Source organism: Streptomyces sp. NPDC057697, from assembly GCF_042799335.1.
Taxonomy (GTDB): domain Bacteria; phylum Actinomycetota; class Actinomycetes; order Streptomycetales; family Streptomycetaceae; genus Streptomyces.
This window is the reverse complement of record NZ_JBHVJA010000001.1, coordinates 111,012-123,995: the sequence shown is the minus strand read 5'-3', so window position 1 is coordinate 123,995 and position 12,984 is coordinate 111,012. Positions and strand designations below refer to the sequence as shown.

Genomic DNA, 12,984 nt, shown 5'->3' with positions numbered 1-12,984 from the left:
TTCGCCTCCCGTATGAGCGCGACGGCTCACTTCTGCGCCACTCCGATGAGCGCTTCTCCTTACTCATGTGCCCCGCGACGAACGCGTCCCGGCGCCGAGGCACGGATCCGCCGGGCGGGACCCCGGGCCCGGGGGCCCGCTCCCGCGCCGCCCCAACACGACCCACCCCCGCGAAGATCGGCCTGTCCCCAACGTCTACAGTGGTCTGGTTCGCGCAAGTCTTTACTGGGCCTTCACGCCCGGAGCTTGCTGGGATTTCTCTGTCAGGGGTGTGCGTGACGGCCGTCGAGTCCCGACCCGCAGGGGTCGCCTTGACTCCCAGCCCAGGGGGCCATCGCCCGTTCGGGGCCCGTGTCAAGGCTTTCGTGGCGCTGACCAAGCCGCGGATCATCGAGCTGTTGCTGATCACCACTGTTCCGGTGATGTTCCTCGCCGCTCAGGGTGTGCCCGATCTGTGGCTCGTGGTCACCACCACCATCGGCGGATATCTCTCCGCCGGCGGTGCCAACGCGCTGAACATGTACATCGACCGCGACATCGACGCGTTGATGGACCGTACGGCGCAGCGCCCGCTGGTGACCGGCATGGTGAGCCCGCGCGAGTGCCTGGCCTTCGGCTTCGCCCTCGCGGCGGTCTCGACGGTCTGGTTCGGCCTGCTGGTGAACTGGCTGTCGGCGGCGCTGTCGCTCGGCGCGCTGCTGTTCTACGTCGTGGTGTACACGATGCTGCTCAAGCGCCGGACCTCGCAGAACATCGTCTGGGGCGGCATCGCGGGCTGCATGCCGGTCCTCATCGGCTGGTCGGCCGTGACGAACTCGATGTCGTGGGCCGCGGTGATCCTCTTCGCCGTCATCTTCTTCTGGACGCCGCCGCACTACTGGCCGCTCTCTATGAAGGTGAAGGAGGACTACGCCCGGGTCGGCGTCCCGATGCTTCCGGTGATCGCGTCCAATCGGGTGGTGGCCCGCCAGATCGTCATCTACAGCTGGGTGATGGTGGCCGTCTCGCTGCTGCTGACGCCGCTGGGCTACACCGGCTGGTTCTACACGGCGGTGGCGCTGGCGACCGGCGGGTTCTGGCTCTGGGAGGCGCACGGCCTCCAGAACCGGGCCAAGGCCGGTGTGACGGGCGCCAAGCTCAAGGAGATGCGGCTGTTCCACTGGTCCATCACCTATGTCTCGCTGCTCTTCGTCGCCGTGGCGGTCGACCCCTTCCTGAGGTAGTCCGCTCCTCGATCCCTGCCGACGGGCGGGGTGCGTGGCCCAGGCCACGCACCCCGCCCGTCGCACGTTCGGCTACCCGTCGGTAGCATCCTGGACATGGCTGAGACGGCAGAGACCCAGGTGGAGAGCGGCAAGCAGGCGGCCCGCGCGGAGCGCAGGGCGGCCAAGCTCGCCAAGGAGATCGGCGCCTTCTCCAAGGCGCACGGCGGTGCGGAGGGACAGCTCGCCTATCTCGGGCAGATGGGCGCCCGCATCGTGCTCGTGGGCGAGGACGGCGACTGGGGCGATCTGGTCGCCCCCTCCTACGCGATCGCCGAGAGCGCCACGCGGAAGGCCGGGATCACGATGCACGAGTCCTTCGACGGGGAGTTCGCGGCGAAGGTCCGCACCGGCCCGTACGAGTGGACGCGGATGGCCGGCATCCAGATCGGCGGCCCCGCCAACGCGTCCTGACCGCGCGGCTCCCGATACGCCGATCGCCGGACGGTTCCCAGGAGGAACCCGTCCGGCGATCGGCGTATCGGCGTATCGGAGGGGGAGGCGGCCGCCCGGCGTCAGCCCGCCGCGGCGGGCTCCGGCTGCCCGGCCGCGGGGCCGGGCACCGACGCGACGGCCACGGGGCGCTCACGCAGCGACAGCAGCACCCGCACGACCGCGATCCACACCAGGCACGAGCCCAGCATGTGCAGACCGACCAGGATCTCCGGCGTGTCGGTGAAGTACTGCACGTATCCGATGACGCCCTGCGCCATCAGCACCAGGAAGAGGTCGCGCGTGCGGTGCAGCGGCCCGACCGGCGCGTCGACGGCCTTGAGCACGAACCAGAGCGCGACGGTCAGCGCCACCACGACCCAGGCCAGGTCGGCGTGGAGCTGCGCGATCATCTTCCAGTCGATCGGGATGCGGTGCACATCGCTGGAGTCGCCCGCGTGCCGTCCGGCGCCCGTGACCACCGTGCCGACCGCGATCAGCAGCCCCGCGGCGACCGTCAGCAGCCAGGTCAGCTGGGACACCGCCTTGCCGACCAGCGGCCGGGGCGCCCCGTCGCCCTCGCGGGTCCGCTGCCAGGTCAGCATCGCGACGGTCAGCAGCGCCGTGGAGAGCAGGAAGTGTGCGGCGACGGTGTACGGGTTGAGGCCGACCAGCACCACGATGCCGCCGAGCACGGCGTTGCCCATGACCACCCAGAACTGCACCCAGCCGAGCCTGGTCAGGCTGCGGCGCCAGGGCTTGGCGGACCGGGCGGCGATGATCGCCCAACCGACGGCCGCGCACAGGACGTACGTCAGCATCCGGTTGCCGAACTCGATGACGCCGTGGAAGCCCATCTCGCTCGTCGCGGTGAGGCTCTCGTCGGTGCACTTGGGCCAGGTCGGGCAGCCGAGGCCGGAGCCGGTCAGCCGGACCGCGCCGCCGGTCACGACGATGAGCACGGCCATGACGACGGCCGACAGGGCCGCACGGCGGACCGTGCGGGGCGAAGGGGTCCATCGCTCGGCGATGTACAGGAGCGGGTTCCGCACGGCTTGAGCGACTTCGGCTCGGGTCAGCTTGGGCACGCGCACCATCGTAGGCGGCGGCTTGTGCAAGCTTTCACGAGGGGGACGAGTTACCCCGAAACGCCGACGCGGCGCGCCCTGGACCTCGCCGCCCGCAGCCGCCCCCGGCGCGCGGTCTCACTCCCAGCGGAAGAACCGCGCCGCCGCGCCGAGCCCGAGCACCGCCCAGACCGCCAGGACGCCGAGGTCGGCCCAGGGCATCGAGGCCCCGTGCTGGAGCACCTCGCGCAGACCGTCCGACAGGGCCGCGATCGGCAGCAGCCCGAGGACCGACTGCACCGCGTCCGGGAACTTGTCCAGCGGCACGATGACCCCGCCGCCGACCAGCAGCAGCAGGAAGACCAGATTGGCCGCGGCGAGCGTCGCCTCCGCCTTGAGCGTGCCGGCCATCAGCAGCCCGAGCCCGGAGAAGGCCGCCGTGCCGAGCACCAGCAGCAGCAGGACGGCGAAGGGGCTGCCCTGCGGGGACCAGTCCAGCGCGAACGCGATCACCGTGAGCAGCACCACCTGGAGCACCTCGGTGACCAGCACCGCGAGGGTCTTGGCGGTCATCAGCGCCCAGCGCGGCAGCGGCGAGGCCCCGAGCCGCTTGAGCACCCCGTAGCGCCGCTCGAAGCCGGTGGCGATGGCCTGGCCCGTGAACGCCGTGGACATCACGGCCAGCGCGAGGATGCCGGGCGTCAGGAAGTCGACGGACGCGCCGGCGCCGGTGTCCACGATGTCGACCGCGCTGAACAGCACCAGCAGCAGCGTCGGGATGATCACGGTCAACAGCAGCTGCTCGCCGTTGCGCAGCAGCATCCGCGTCTCCAGTGCGGTCTGCGCGGTGATCATGCGGCCCAGCGGGGCACCGCCCGGCCGCGGGGTGTACGTACCGGCGCTCATGCGCGCAGCTCCTTGCCGGTCAGTTCCAGGAAGACGTCCTCCAGGGTGTGCCGCTCCACGGAGATGCCGGAGGGCATCACCCCGTGCTGGGCGCACCAGGAGGTGACGGTGGCCAGCAGCTCCGGACCGACGTCGCCGCCGATGCGGTACGCGCCCGGCAGGATCTCGGCCGCCTCGCTGCCGTCCGGCAGTGCCTTCAGCAGCGAACCGATGTCGAGGCCGGGGCGGCCGGTGAAGCGCAGGGTGTTCTCGGCGCCGCCGCGGCAGAGCGCCTCGGGGCTGCCCTGGGCGATGACCCTGCCCGCGTCGACGACCGCGACGTCGTCGGCGAGCTCCTCGGCCTCGTCCATGAAGTGGGTGGTGAGGACGGTCGACACGCCGTCGGCGCGCAGCTCGCGCACCAGGTCCCAGGTGGAGCGGCGGGCCTGCGGGTCGAGACCGGCGGTCGGCTCGTCCAGGAAGACCAGCTCGGGCCGCCCGACGACGGCCATGGCCAGGGCGAGACGCTGCTGCTGGCCGCCGGAGAGCCGCCGGTAGGCCGTACGGCCGCAGCTGCCGAGGCCGAGCCGCTCGATCAGGGCGTCGACGTCCAGCGGGTGGGCGTGGAGCTTCGCCATGTGCCGGAGCATCTCGTCGGCGCGCGCGCCGGAGTACACGCCACCCGACTGGAGCATCACGCCGATCCGGGGGCGGAGCTTCGCGGCGTCGGCGACCGGGTCCAGGCCGAGGACCCGGACGGTGCCGGCGTCGGCGCGGCGATAGCCCTCGCAGATCTCGACGGTGGTGGTCTTGCCGGCGCCGTTGGGGCCGAGGACGGCGGTGACGGCACCGGTGCGTACACACAGGTCGAGGCCGTCCACGGCGGTCTTGCGGCCGTACCGCTTCACCAGGCCGCGGACCTCTACGGCCGACTCGCTCTTCATGGCCGGTAAGTCTAGGCAGGGGCGGAACGTCCCCGTCTTCCGGGTCTTCCGGGGCCCTGATTAGGTAACCCTAAGTGATGAATGGCACCATAGATCGTTTCGGACCGTGGTTGTCAGAGCCCGATGAATTACGCAACAATGGCGTTGTGAAATACGTCGGCGAGGCTCCGCAGGAGGAACTCGCGACCGGTGAGCGCTCCACGCGCAACCGGGTCGCGCGCTCCATCCTGGACCATGGCCCGTCCACCGTCGCCGAGCTGGCCAAGCGCCTCGGCCTCACCCAGGCCGCGGTCCGCCGCCATCTCGACGCCCTCGTCACCGACGGCGTCGTCGAGGCCCGTGAACAGCGGGTCTACGGGGCGCGGACGCGTGGCCGCCCGGCCAAGGTGTTCGCCCTCACCGACTGCGGCAGGGACGCGTTCGACCAGTCCTACGACGCGCTCGCGGCGGACGCCCTGCGCTGGATCGCCGAGACGTCGGGCGAGGAGGCGGTCATCGCCTTCGCCCGCGCCAGGATCGCGGCCCAGTCCGAGGCGTACCGCTCGGCGGTCGAGGCCGCGGACCCCGAGGCCCGCACCGAGGCCTTGGCCAAGGCCCTGTCCGCCGACGGGTACGCTGCTACGGCGCGTAGCGCGCCCGGTCCCCAGCAGGGCGAGCAGCTCTGCCAGCACCACTGCCCGGTCGCCCATGTCGCCGAGCAGTACCCGCAGCTGTGCGAGGCGGAGACGGAGTTCTTCTCCAGCCTCCTCGGGACGCATGTGCAGCGTCTGGCCACCATCGCCCACGGCGACGGCGTGTGCACGACGTACATTCCGCGCAGCGGCCACCCAGCACCACAGACCACCAATTCAGCATCTGCAAGCACGGCCGGGAGGAACCCCGCATGACGCTCCCTACGGAGACTGCCCACCCTGAGCTCGAGGGTCTGGGCACGTACGAATTCGGCTGGGCCGACTCCGACGCGGCAGGCGCCGCAGCCAAGCGCGGGCTCTCCGAGGAGGTCGTCCGCGACATCTCGGCCAAGAAGAACGAGCCCGAGTGGATGCTGAAGCTGCGCCTCAAGGGCCTGCGGCTCTTCGACAAGAAGCCCATGCCGAACTGGGGCTCCGACCTGTCGGGCATCGACTTCGACAACATCAAGTACTTCGTGCGGTCCACGGAGAAGCAGGCGGAGTCCTGGGAGGACCTGCCCGAGGACATCAAGAACACCTACGACAAGCTCGGCATCCCGGAGGCGGAGAAGCAGCGCCTGGTCGCCGGTGTCGCCGCGCAGTACGAGTCCGAGGTCGTCTACCACCAGATCCGTGAGGACCTGGAGGAGCAGGGCGTCATCTTCCTCGACACCGACACCGCGCTGAAGGAGCACCCGGAGCTCTTCCAGGAGTACTTCGGCACCGTCATCCCGGTCGGCGACAACAAGTTCGCCTCGCTGAACTCGGCCGTGTGGTCCGGCGGCTCGTTCATCTACGTGCCCAAGGGCGTCCACGTCGACATCCCGCTCCAGGCCTACTTCCGTATCAACACGGAGAACATGGGCCAGTTCGAGCGGACGCTGATCATCGTCGACGAGGACGCCTACGTCCACTACGTCGAGGGCTGCACCGCCCCGATCTACTCCTCCGACTCGCTGCACTCCGCGGTCGTCGAGATCATCGTGAAGAAGGGCGGCCGCTGCCGCTACACGACGATCCAGAACTGGTCGAACAACGTCTACAACCTGGTCACCAAGCGCGCCGTGGCCTACGAGGGCGCGACCATGGAGTGGGTCGACGGGAACATCGGCTCCAAGGTCACCATGAAGTACCCGGCCGTCTACCTGATGGGCGAGCACGCCAAGGGCGAGACGCTCTCCATCGCCTTCGCGGGCGAGGGCCAGCACCAGGACGCCGGAGCCAAGATGGTCCACATGGCGCCGAACACCTCCTCCAACATCGTCTCCAAGTCGGTGGCGCGGGGCGGCGGCCGTACCTCCTACCGCGGTCTGATCGAGATCGGCGAGGGCGCGCCGGGCGCGAAGTCCAACGTGCTCTGCGACGCCCTGCTCGTCGACACGATCTCGCGCTCGGACACCTACCCCTACGTCGACGTCCGCGAGGACGACGTGTCGATGGGGCACGAGGCGACCGTCTCCAAGGTCTCCGAGGACCAGCTCTTCTACCTGATGAGCCGTGGTCTGACGGAGTTCGAGGCGATGGCGATGATCGTGCGCGGCTTCGTCGAGCCGATCGCCAAGGAGCTGCCGATGGAGTACGCCCTTGAGCTCAACCGGCTGATCGAGCTGCAGATGGAGGGTTCGGTCGGCTAGCGCAGCCTGACGACCGGATCCCCCGACCACTGACAGAGAAAGCGAGCACTACGACAGCCATGGCTGAGGCTCAGAACTTCCCGGCGGGTTCCACCACCACCGGTTCCATCGCGGTGGCCGCCGAGTCGACCGTCGCCACGCGCATGAGCGCGCCCCCGTCCTTCGACGTCGCGGACTTCCCCGTCCCGCACGGCCGCGAGGAGGAGTGGCGGTTCACCCCGCTGGAGCGGCTGCGCGGGCTGCACGACGGCACGGCCACCGCCAACGGCGGAGTGAAGGTCGCGATCGAGGCGCCCGAGGGCGTCACGGTCGAGACCGTCGGCCGGGACGACTCCCGGCTCGGCCGGGCCGGGACCCCGGTGGACCGCGTCGCGGCCCAGGCGTACTCCTCCTTCGAGCAGGCGTCCGTCGTCACGGTCGCCAAGGAGGCGGTGCTCACCGAGCCGATCCGCATCGCGGTGCACGGCGAGGGCGGCGTGGCCTACGGCCACCAGGTCGTCGAGCTGGGCGCCTTCGCCGAGGCCGTCGTCGTCATCGACCACACCGGCGACGCGGTGCTCGCCGCCAACGTGGACTACGTCCTCGGCGACGGCGCGAAGCTCACCGTCGTCTCCGTGCAGGACTGGGACGAGAACGCCGTCCACGTCGGCCAGCACAACGCTCTGGTCGGCCGGGACGCCTCGTTCAAGTCGATCGTCGTCACCTTCGGCGGCGACGTCGTGCGCCTGCACCCGCGGATCGCCTACGCGGGCACCGGCGGCGAGGCCGAGCTCTTCGGCCTGTACTTCACCGACCGGGGCCAGCACCAGGAGCACCGCCTCCTGGTCGACCACAACACCCCGCACTGCAAGTCCAACGTCGCGTACAAGGGCGCCCTCCAGGGCGACGGCGCACACGCCGTGTGGATCGGTGACGTCCTCATCCAGGCCGCGGCCGAGGGCACCGACACCTACGAGATGAACCGCAACCTCGTCCTCACCGACGGCGCGCGGGTCGACTCCGTGCCGAACCTGGAGATCGAGACCGGTGAGATCGTCGGCGCCGGCCACGCCTCCGCGACCGGCCGATTCGACGACGAGCAGCTCTTCTACCTCCAGTCCCGCGGCATCCCGGCCGAGGAGGCCCGGCGGCTCGTCGTGCGCGGCTTCTTCGCCGAGCTCGTCCAGCAGATCGGTCTGCCGGACGTCGAGGCGCGGCTGCTCGACAAGATCGAGGCCGAGCTGAAGGCTTCCGTCTGATGGCCTTCGTCAAAGCCTGCGCGCTGAGTGAGCTGGAGGCCGACACCCCGAAACGGGTGGAGCTCGGCGGCGTCCCGGTGTCCGTCGTCCGTACCGAGGGCGAGGTGTTCGCGATCAACGACATCTGCTCGCACGCGAACGTCTCACTGTCCGAGGGAGAGGTCGAGGACTGCATGATCGAGTGCTGGCTGCACGGCTCCAGCTTCGACCTGCGCACCGGCAAGCCCTCCGGCCTTCCCGCGACGCGCCCCGTCCCCGTATACCCCGTCAAGATCGAAGGGGACGATGTGCTCGTCTCCGTCACCCAGGAGTCCTGAGTCACCCATGGCAACGCTTGAAATCCGCGACCTGCACGTCTCCGTCGAGGCCGACAACGCCACGAAGGAGATCCTCAAGGGCGTCGACCTGACCGTGAAGCAGGGCGAGACCCACGCCATCATGGGCCCCAACGGGTCCGGCAAGTCCACCCTCGCCTACTCGCTGGCCGGTCACCCCAAGTACACGATCACCAGCGGCTCGGTGACCCTGGACGGCGAGGACGTCCTGGAGATGACCGTCGACGAGCGCGCCCGCGCCGGTCTGTTCCTCGCGATGCAGTACCCGGTCGAGATCCCCGGCGTCTCGGTCTCCAACTTCCTGCGCACCTCCGCCACCGCCGTCCGCGGCGAGGCGCCCAAGCTGCGTACCTGGGTGAAGGAGGTCAAGGAGACGATGGGCCGGCTCCAGATGGACCCGGCGTTCGCCGAGCGCAACGTCAACGAGGGCTTCTCCGGCGGTGAGAAGAAGCGCCACGAGATCCTTCAGCTGGAGCTCCTCAAGCCGAAGGTCGCGATCCTCGACGAGACCGACTCCGGCCTGGACGTCGACGCCCTGCGCATCGTCTCCGAGGGCGTCAACCGGGTCCGCGAGACCGGCGAGGTCGGCACCCTGCTGATCACGCACTACACGCGGATCCTCCGCTACATCAAGCCCGACTTCGTGCACGTCTTCGCCAACGGCCGCATTGCCGAGTCCGGCGGCGCCGAGCTCGCCGACAAGCTGGAGAACGAGGGCTACGAGGCATATGTGAAGGGTGGCGCTTCCGCGTGACACAGCTGCCGGGCCTCCTCGACACCGAGGCGATCCGCAAGGACTTCCCCCTGCTGGATCGTACGGTCCACGACGGGAAGAAGGTCGTCTACCTGGACAGCGCGGCGACCTCGCAGAAGCCGCGCCAGGTGCTCGACGCCCTCAACGAGTACTACGAGCGGCACAACGCCAATGTGCACCGCGGCGTGTACACGATCGCGGAGGAGGCCACGGCGCTGTACGAGGGCGCCCGTGACAAGGTCGCCGCGTTCATCAACGCGCCCAGCCGCGACGAGGTGATCTTCACCAAGAACGCCTCCGAGTCGCTGAACCTCGTGGCCAACATGCTCGGCTGGGCCGACGAGCCCTACCGGGTGGACCACGACACCGAGATCGTCACCACGGAGATGGAGCACCACTCCAACATCGTGCCGTGGCAGCTGCTCTCGCAGCGCACGGGCGCGAAGCTGAAGTGGTTCGGCATCACCGACGACGGCCGCCTCGACCTGTCCGACATCGACGAGATCATCACGGAGAAGACGAAGATCGTCTCCTTCACCCTGGTCTCCAACATCATGGGCACGATCAACCCGGTCGAGAAGATCATCCGCCGGGCCCAGCAGGTCGGCGCGCTGGTCTGCATCGACGCCTCGCAGGCCGCCCCGCACATGGTGCTGGACGTGCAGGCGCTCCAGGCCGACTTCGTGGCCTTCACCGGTCACAAGATGGTCGGCCCGACCGGCATCGGCGTGCTCTGGGGACGGCAGGAGCTCCTGGAGGACCTGCCGCCGTTCCTCGGTGGCGGCGAGATGATCGAGACCGTGTCGATGCACTCGTCGACGTACGCCCCCGCGCCGCACAAGTTCGAGGCCGGTACGCCCCCGATCGCGCAGGCCGTCGGCCTCGGCGCGGCCGTGGACTACCTCTCGGCGATCGGCATGGAGAAGATCGCCCGGCACGAGCACGCGATCACCGAGTACGCGGTGAAGCGGCTCCTGGAGGTCCCCGACCTCAGGATCATCGGTCCGGCGACGGCCGAGGACCGCGGCGCCACGATCTCCTTCACGCTCGGCGACATCCACCCGCACGACGTGGGCCAGGTGCTCGACGAACAGGGCATCGCCGTCCGCGTCGGACACCACTGCGCACGCCCGGTCTGCCTGCGGTACGGAATTCCTGCGACCACGCGAGCGTCGTTCTATCTGTATTCCACGCCCGCCGAGGTCGACGCCCTGGTGGACGGACTGGAACACGTACGGAACTTTTTCGGATAATGGGCGAGCGGCTGAGGGTTGACTGGTGAAGCTTGATTCCATGTACCAGGAAGTGATCCTGGACCACTACAAGCACCCCCACGGGCGTGGCCTGCGGGACGGCGACGCCGAGGTGCACCACGTCAATCCGACGTGCGGCGACGAGATCACTCTCCGGGTGAAGTACGACGGCGAGACCATCGCCGACGTGTCGTACGAGGGTCAGGGCTGCTCCATCAGCCAGGCCAGCGCCTCGGTGCTGAACGACCTCCTGGTCGGCAAGGAGCTGGGCCAGGCGCAGAAGATCCAGGAGACCTTCCTGGAGCTGATGCAGTCGAAGGGCCAGCTGGAGCCGGACGACGCGATGGAGGAGGTGCTGGAGGACGCGGTCGCGTTCGCCGGTGTCTCCAAGTACCCGGCCCGGGTCAAGTGCGCGCTGCTGAGCTGGATGGCGTGGAAGGACGCGACGGCCAAAGCGCTGTCCGAAGGGAAGACGGCATGAGCGACAACGAGACTCTCACCACCAAGCCGGCCTCCGAGGAGGAGGTCCGTGAGGCCCTGTACGACGTGGTCGACCCCGAGCTGGGCATCGACGTCGTCAACCTGGGCCTGATCTACGGCATCCACATCGACGACGCCAACATCGCCACCCTCGACATGACGCTGACGTCCGCGGCCTGCCCGCTGACCGACGTCATCGAGGACCAGGCGAAGTCCGCGACCGACGGCATCGTCAACGAGCTGCGGATCAACTGGGTCTGGATGCCGCCGTGGGGCCCGGACAAGATCACGGACGACGGACGCGAGCAGCTGCGCGCCCTGGGGTTCAACGTCTGATCCCCGCGCCCGGCGCGCGGGTTGCGCAGGAACGGCCCCCGGCTCCGTGCCGGGGGCCGTTCTTCGTCCCGGCGACACCTGCCGTACCCACGATGTGTGTTCCTCGTTGGCGCGGGTAGCGGAAAGTGACCGCGACACCACGCCGACGAGAGGCATGCCGTGCTGCATCAGTTTTCGCTCCCCGGCCGCGGTGCGGCCACCGCCGCGGGCGGGGTTCTCCTGCTGGCCGCACTGGGGCTCGACACCCCCGCGCACGCCGCGAGTTACGGGACGCCGACGATCGGTCTCTCGGTCTCCTACCTCTCCGGCGCGGTCGGCGCGAGCGGCGACCCCGTGGTCACCGTCACCGTCGCCCAGAGCGGGGCCGACGCGAGCGCGCTCGGCGTGGCGGCGTCCGCCAGCTCCAAGCCTTCCGTCGCCGGGACGGGCGATGTGACCGTGGCGGGGACCGGCTCCACCCGGACCCTCGCGGTCTCCGCACGCGGCCGCGGCTACACCGACCTCACGGTCAAGGTCACCGGGCTCGGCGGCAAGACCGCCACCAAGACCCTGCACTACGCGGCCTCCGCCGCCGTCGGCAACGCCGCCGACACCCGCTACCTCACCGGCTCCTCCGACTCCTCGGCCGCCGTCGACGTCGGCGGCGGGTATGTGGTGGTGGCCGACGACGAGTCCAACACCCTGCGCCTGTACGACCGTTCCGCCTCCGGCGGCCCGGTGCGGAGCTGGGACGTCGGCTCGAAGCTCGGTCTGTCGAAGGAGATCGACATCGAGGCGGCGGCCCGGGTCGGCGACACCATCTACTGGACGGGTTCGCTCGGCAACAACAAGGACGGTGTCTACAAGTCGCCCCGCAACACCGTCTTCACCACGACGGTGACCGGCTCGGGCGCCGGCACCCAGCTGAAGGTGGGCGGCTCGTACAAGAAGCTCCGGGACGACCTGGTCGCCTGGGACAAGGCGAACGGCAACCGCCTGGGCTTCGCCGCGGGCACCGCGGACGGCGAGGCGCCCAAGCAGATCGACGGATTCAACGTCGAGGGGCTGGAGTTCGCCCCCGGTTCCACGACCACCGCCTACCTCGGTTTCCGGGCGCCGCTGGTGCCGCCGAAGTCGGGCGGCAAGGCCCTGATCGTGCCCGTCACCAACTTCGACAAGGTGGCCGGCAGCGGGGCGAAGGCGGTCATGGGTGCGCCGATCGAGCTGGACCTCGGCGGGCTCAGCATCCGGGACATCCGCAAGAACGCCGCGGACCAGTACCTGATCGTGGCCGGTTCCTGGGCGGCCGACGACAACTCCGACCCGTACGCCCTCTACAGCTGGGACGGTGTCGCCGGGCACGCGCCGGTCAAGCGGATCGATCTGCCGACCTCGGACCCGGGCGGCTGGGAGGCCGTCGTGGACGTTCCGGACCTGTCGGCCCCGGGTGCCAGGGCGCAGCTGATCACGGACGCCGGATCGGCCGATCTGTACGGGGACGGCACGGAGGCGAAGGACCTCGACCACGCCGAGTGGAAGAAGTCGCGGGCCGTCTGGTTCACCGTCGGAGGCTGACGGACCGGCCGGACCCGCGGCGCGGGACGCGGAACGGCCGTGCCCGCACGGGATGTGAAGCGGCCGTGGCGCCCGGCTGCCCGGCGGGGGCCGGCGGGTGGGTCCGGGGGGGGCGCGGCGGGGCCGCAACGCAGGCGGC

14 protein-coding genes are annotated in these 12,984 nt (G+C 69.8%); 11 read left to right on the top strand and 3 right to left on the bottom strand.

Annotated features, from left to right (window positions below):
- The first annotated feature begins 269 nt into the window (after positions 1-269).
- A complete protein-coding gene (locus ACFVFH_RS00605; RefSeq protein ID WP_383761403.1) occupies positions 270-1,223 on the top strand; it encodes a heme o synthase in 954 nt (317 codons plus the stop codon).
- 96 nt (positions 1,224-1,319) lie between these two features.
- Positions 1,320-1,676: a hypothetical protein gene (locus ACFVFH_RS00600; protein WP_383761401.1), complete on the top strand. Its 357-nt coding sequence runs from the start codon at positions 1,320-1,322 to the stop codon at positions 1,674-1,676.
- 101 nt (positions 1,677-1,777) lie between these two features.
- On the opposite strand, the gene ACFVFH_RS00595 is transcribed toward ACFVFH_RS00600, so the two are convergent.
- The 3 genes from ACFVFH_RS00595 to ACFVFH_RS00585 all read right to left on the bottom strand — a co-directional run bounded on the left by ACFVFH_RS00595 (position 1,778) and on the right by ACFVFH_RS00585 (position 4,590).
- On the bottom strand, positions 1,778-2,791 hold the full coding sequence (locus tag ACFVFH_RS00595) for a heme A synthase (protein WP_383761398.1): 1,014 nt from the start codon (positions 2,789-2,791) through the stop codon (positions 1,778-1,780).
- 108 nt (positions 2,792-2,899) lie between these two features.
- Entirely contained in the window at positions 2,900-3,667 is a 768-nt protein-coding gene (locus ACFVFH_RS00590; RefSeq protein ID WP_383761395.1) for an ABC transporter permease, read from the bottom strand.
- On the bottom strand, positions 3,664-4,590 hold the full coding sequence (locus tag ACFVFH_RS00585; protein WP_383761392.1) for an ABC transporter ATP-binding protein: 927 nt from the start codon (positions 4,588-4,590) through the stop codon (positions 3,664-3,666). The genes ACFVFH_RS00590 and ACFVFH_RS00585 overlap by 4 nt, the downstream gene beginning before the upstream one ends.
- Before the next feature lie 146 nt (positions 4,591-4,736).
- On the opposite strand from ACFVFH_RS00585, the gene ACFVFH_RS00580 reads away from it, so the two are divergent.
- From ACFVFH_RS00580 to ACFVFH_RS00540, 9 genes are all read left to right on the top strand, one after another.
- The gene (locus ACFVFH_RS00580) at positions 4,737-5,477 is read left to right on the top strand and encodes a helix-turn-helix transcriptional regulator (protein ID WP_383761389.1); all 741 of its coding nucleotides are present in this window, start codon (positions 4,737-4,739) and stop codon (positions 5,475-5,477) included.
- A complete protein-coding gene (gene sufB / locus ACFVFH_RS00575; protein ID WP_383761385.1) occupies positions 5,474-6,895 on the top strand; it encodes a Fe-S cluster assembly protein SufB in 1,422 nt (473 codons plus the stop codon). Before ACFVFH_RS00580 ends, sufB begins: the two co-directional genes overlap by 4 nt.
- Positions 6,896-6,954: 59 nt before the next feature.
- Positions 6,955-8,133: a Fe-S cluster assembly protein SufD gene (gene sufD, locus ACFVFH_RS00570; protein ID WP_383761383.1), complete on the top strand. Its 1,179-nt coding sequence runs from the start codon at positions 6,955-6,957 to the stop codon at positions 8,131-8,133.
- On the top strand, positions 8,133-8,450 hold the full coding sequence (locus tag ACFVFH_RS00565) for a bifunctional 3-phenylpropionate/cinnamic acid dioxygenase ferredoxin subunit (RefSeq protein WP_383761380.1): 318 nt from the start codon (positions 8,133-8,135) through the stop codon (positions 8,448-8,450). The genes sufD and ACFVFH_RS00565 overlap by 1 nt, the downstream gene beginning before the upstream one ends.
- 7 nt (positions 8,451-8,457) lie before the next feature.
- The gene (gene sufC / locus ACFVFH_RS00560; RefSeq protein WP_266736468.1) at positions 8,458-9,222 is read left to right on the top strand and encodes a Fe-S cluster assembly ATPase SufC; all 765 of its coding nucleotides are present in this window, start codon (positions 8,458-8,460) and stop codon (positions 9,220-9,222) included.
- Positions 9,219-10,475: a cysteine desulfurase gene (locus tag ACFVFH_RS00555; protein WP_383761377.1), complete on the top strand. Its 1,257-nt coding sequence runs from the start codon at positions 9,219-9,221 to the stop codon at positions 10,473-10,475. Before sufC ends, ACFVFH_RS00555 begins: the two co-directional genes overlap by 4 nt.
- Positions 10,476-10,500: 25 nt before the next feature.
- Complete coding sequence (gene sufU, locus ACFVFH_RS00550) at positions 10,501-10,956, top strand: Fe-S cluster assembly sulfur transfer protein SufU (protein ID WP_072483050.1); 456 nt, start codon at positions 10,501-10,503, stop codon at positions 10,954-10,956.
- Positions 10,953-11,291, top strand: coding sequence for a metal-sulfur cluster assembly factor (locus ACFVFH_RS00545; protein WP_093539690.1), 339 nt, complete (start codon positions 10,953-10,955; stop codon positions 11,289-11,291). The genes sufU and ACFVFH_RS00545 overlap by 4 nt, the downstream gene beginning before the upstream one ends.
- Positions 11,292-11,450: 159 nt before the next feature.
- Positions 11,451-12,845: a hypothetical protein gene (locus tag ACFVFH_RS00540; RefSeq protein WP_383761375.1), complete on the top strand. Its 1,395-nt coding sequence runs from the start codon at positions 11,451-11,453 to the stop codon at positions 12,843-12,845.
- Positions 12,846-12,984: the final 139 nt, after the last annotated feature.

Excerpts from the sequence above, each read along its gene's own strand:
- ACFVFH_RS00585 (WP_383761392.1), bottom strand. The coding sequence starts at position 4,590 with ATGAAGAGCGAGTCGGCCGTAGAGGTCCGCGGCCTGGTGAAGCGGTAC.
- ACFVFH_RS00590 (WP_383761395.1), bottom strand. The coding sequence starts at position 3,667 with ATGAGCGCCGGTACGTACACCCCGCGGCCGGGCGGTGCCCCGCTGGGC.
- sufD (WP_383761383.1), top strand. The coding sequence starts at position 6,955 with ATGGCTGAGGCTCAGAACTTCCCGGCGGGTTCCACCACCACCGGTTCC.
- ACFVFH_RS00595 (WP_383761398.1), bottom strand. The coding sequence starts at position 2,791 with ATGGTGCGCGTGCCCAAGCTGACCCGAGCCGAAGTCGCTCAAGCCGTG.
- ACFVFH_RS00600 (WP_383761401.1), top strand. The coding sequence starts at position 1,320 with ATGGCTGAGACGGCAGAGACCCAGGTGGAGAGCGGCAAGCAGGCGGCC.
- ACFVFH_RS00545 (WP_093539690.1), top strand. The coding sequence starts at position 10,953 with ATGAGCGACAACGAGACTCTCACCACCAAGCCGGCCTCCGAGGAGGAG.
- ACFVFH_RS00565 (WP_383761380.1), top strand. The coding sequence starts at position 8,133 with ATGGCCTTCGTCAAAGCCTGCGCGCTGAGTGAGCTGGAGGCCGACACC.
- sufC (WP_266736468.1), top strand. The coding sequence starts at position 8,458 with ATGGCAACGCTTGAAATCCGCGACCTGCACGTCTCCGTCGAGGCCGAC.
- sufB (WP_383761385.1), top strand. The coding sequence starts at position 5,474 with ATGACGCTCCCTACGGAGACTGCCCACCCTGAGCTCGAGGGTCTGGGC.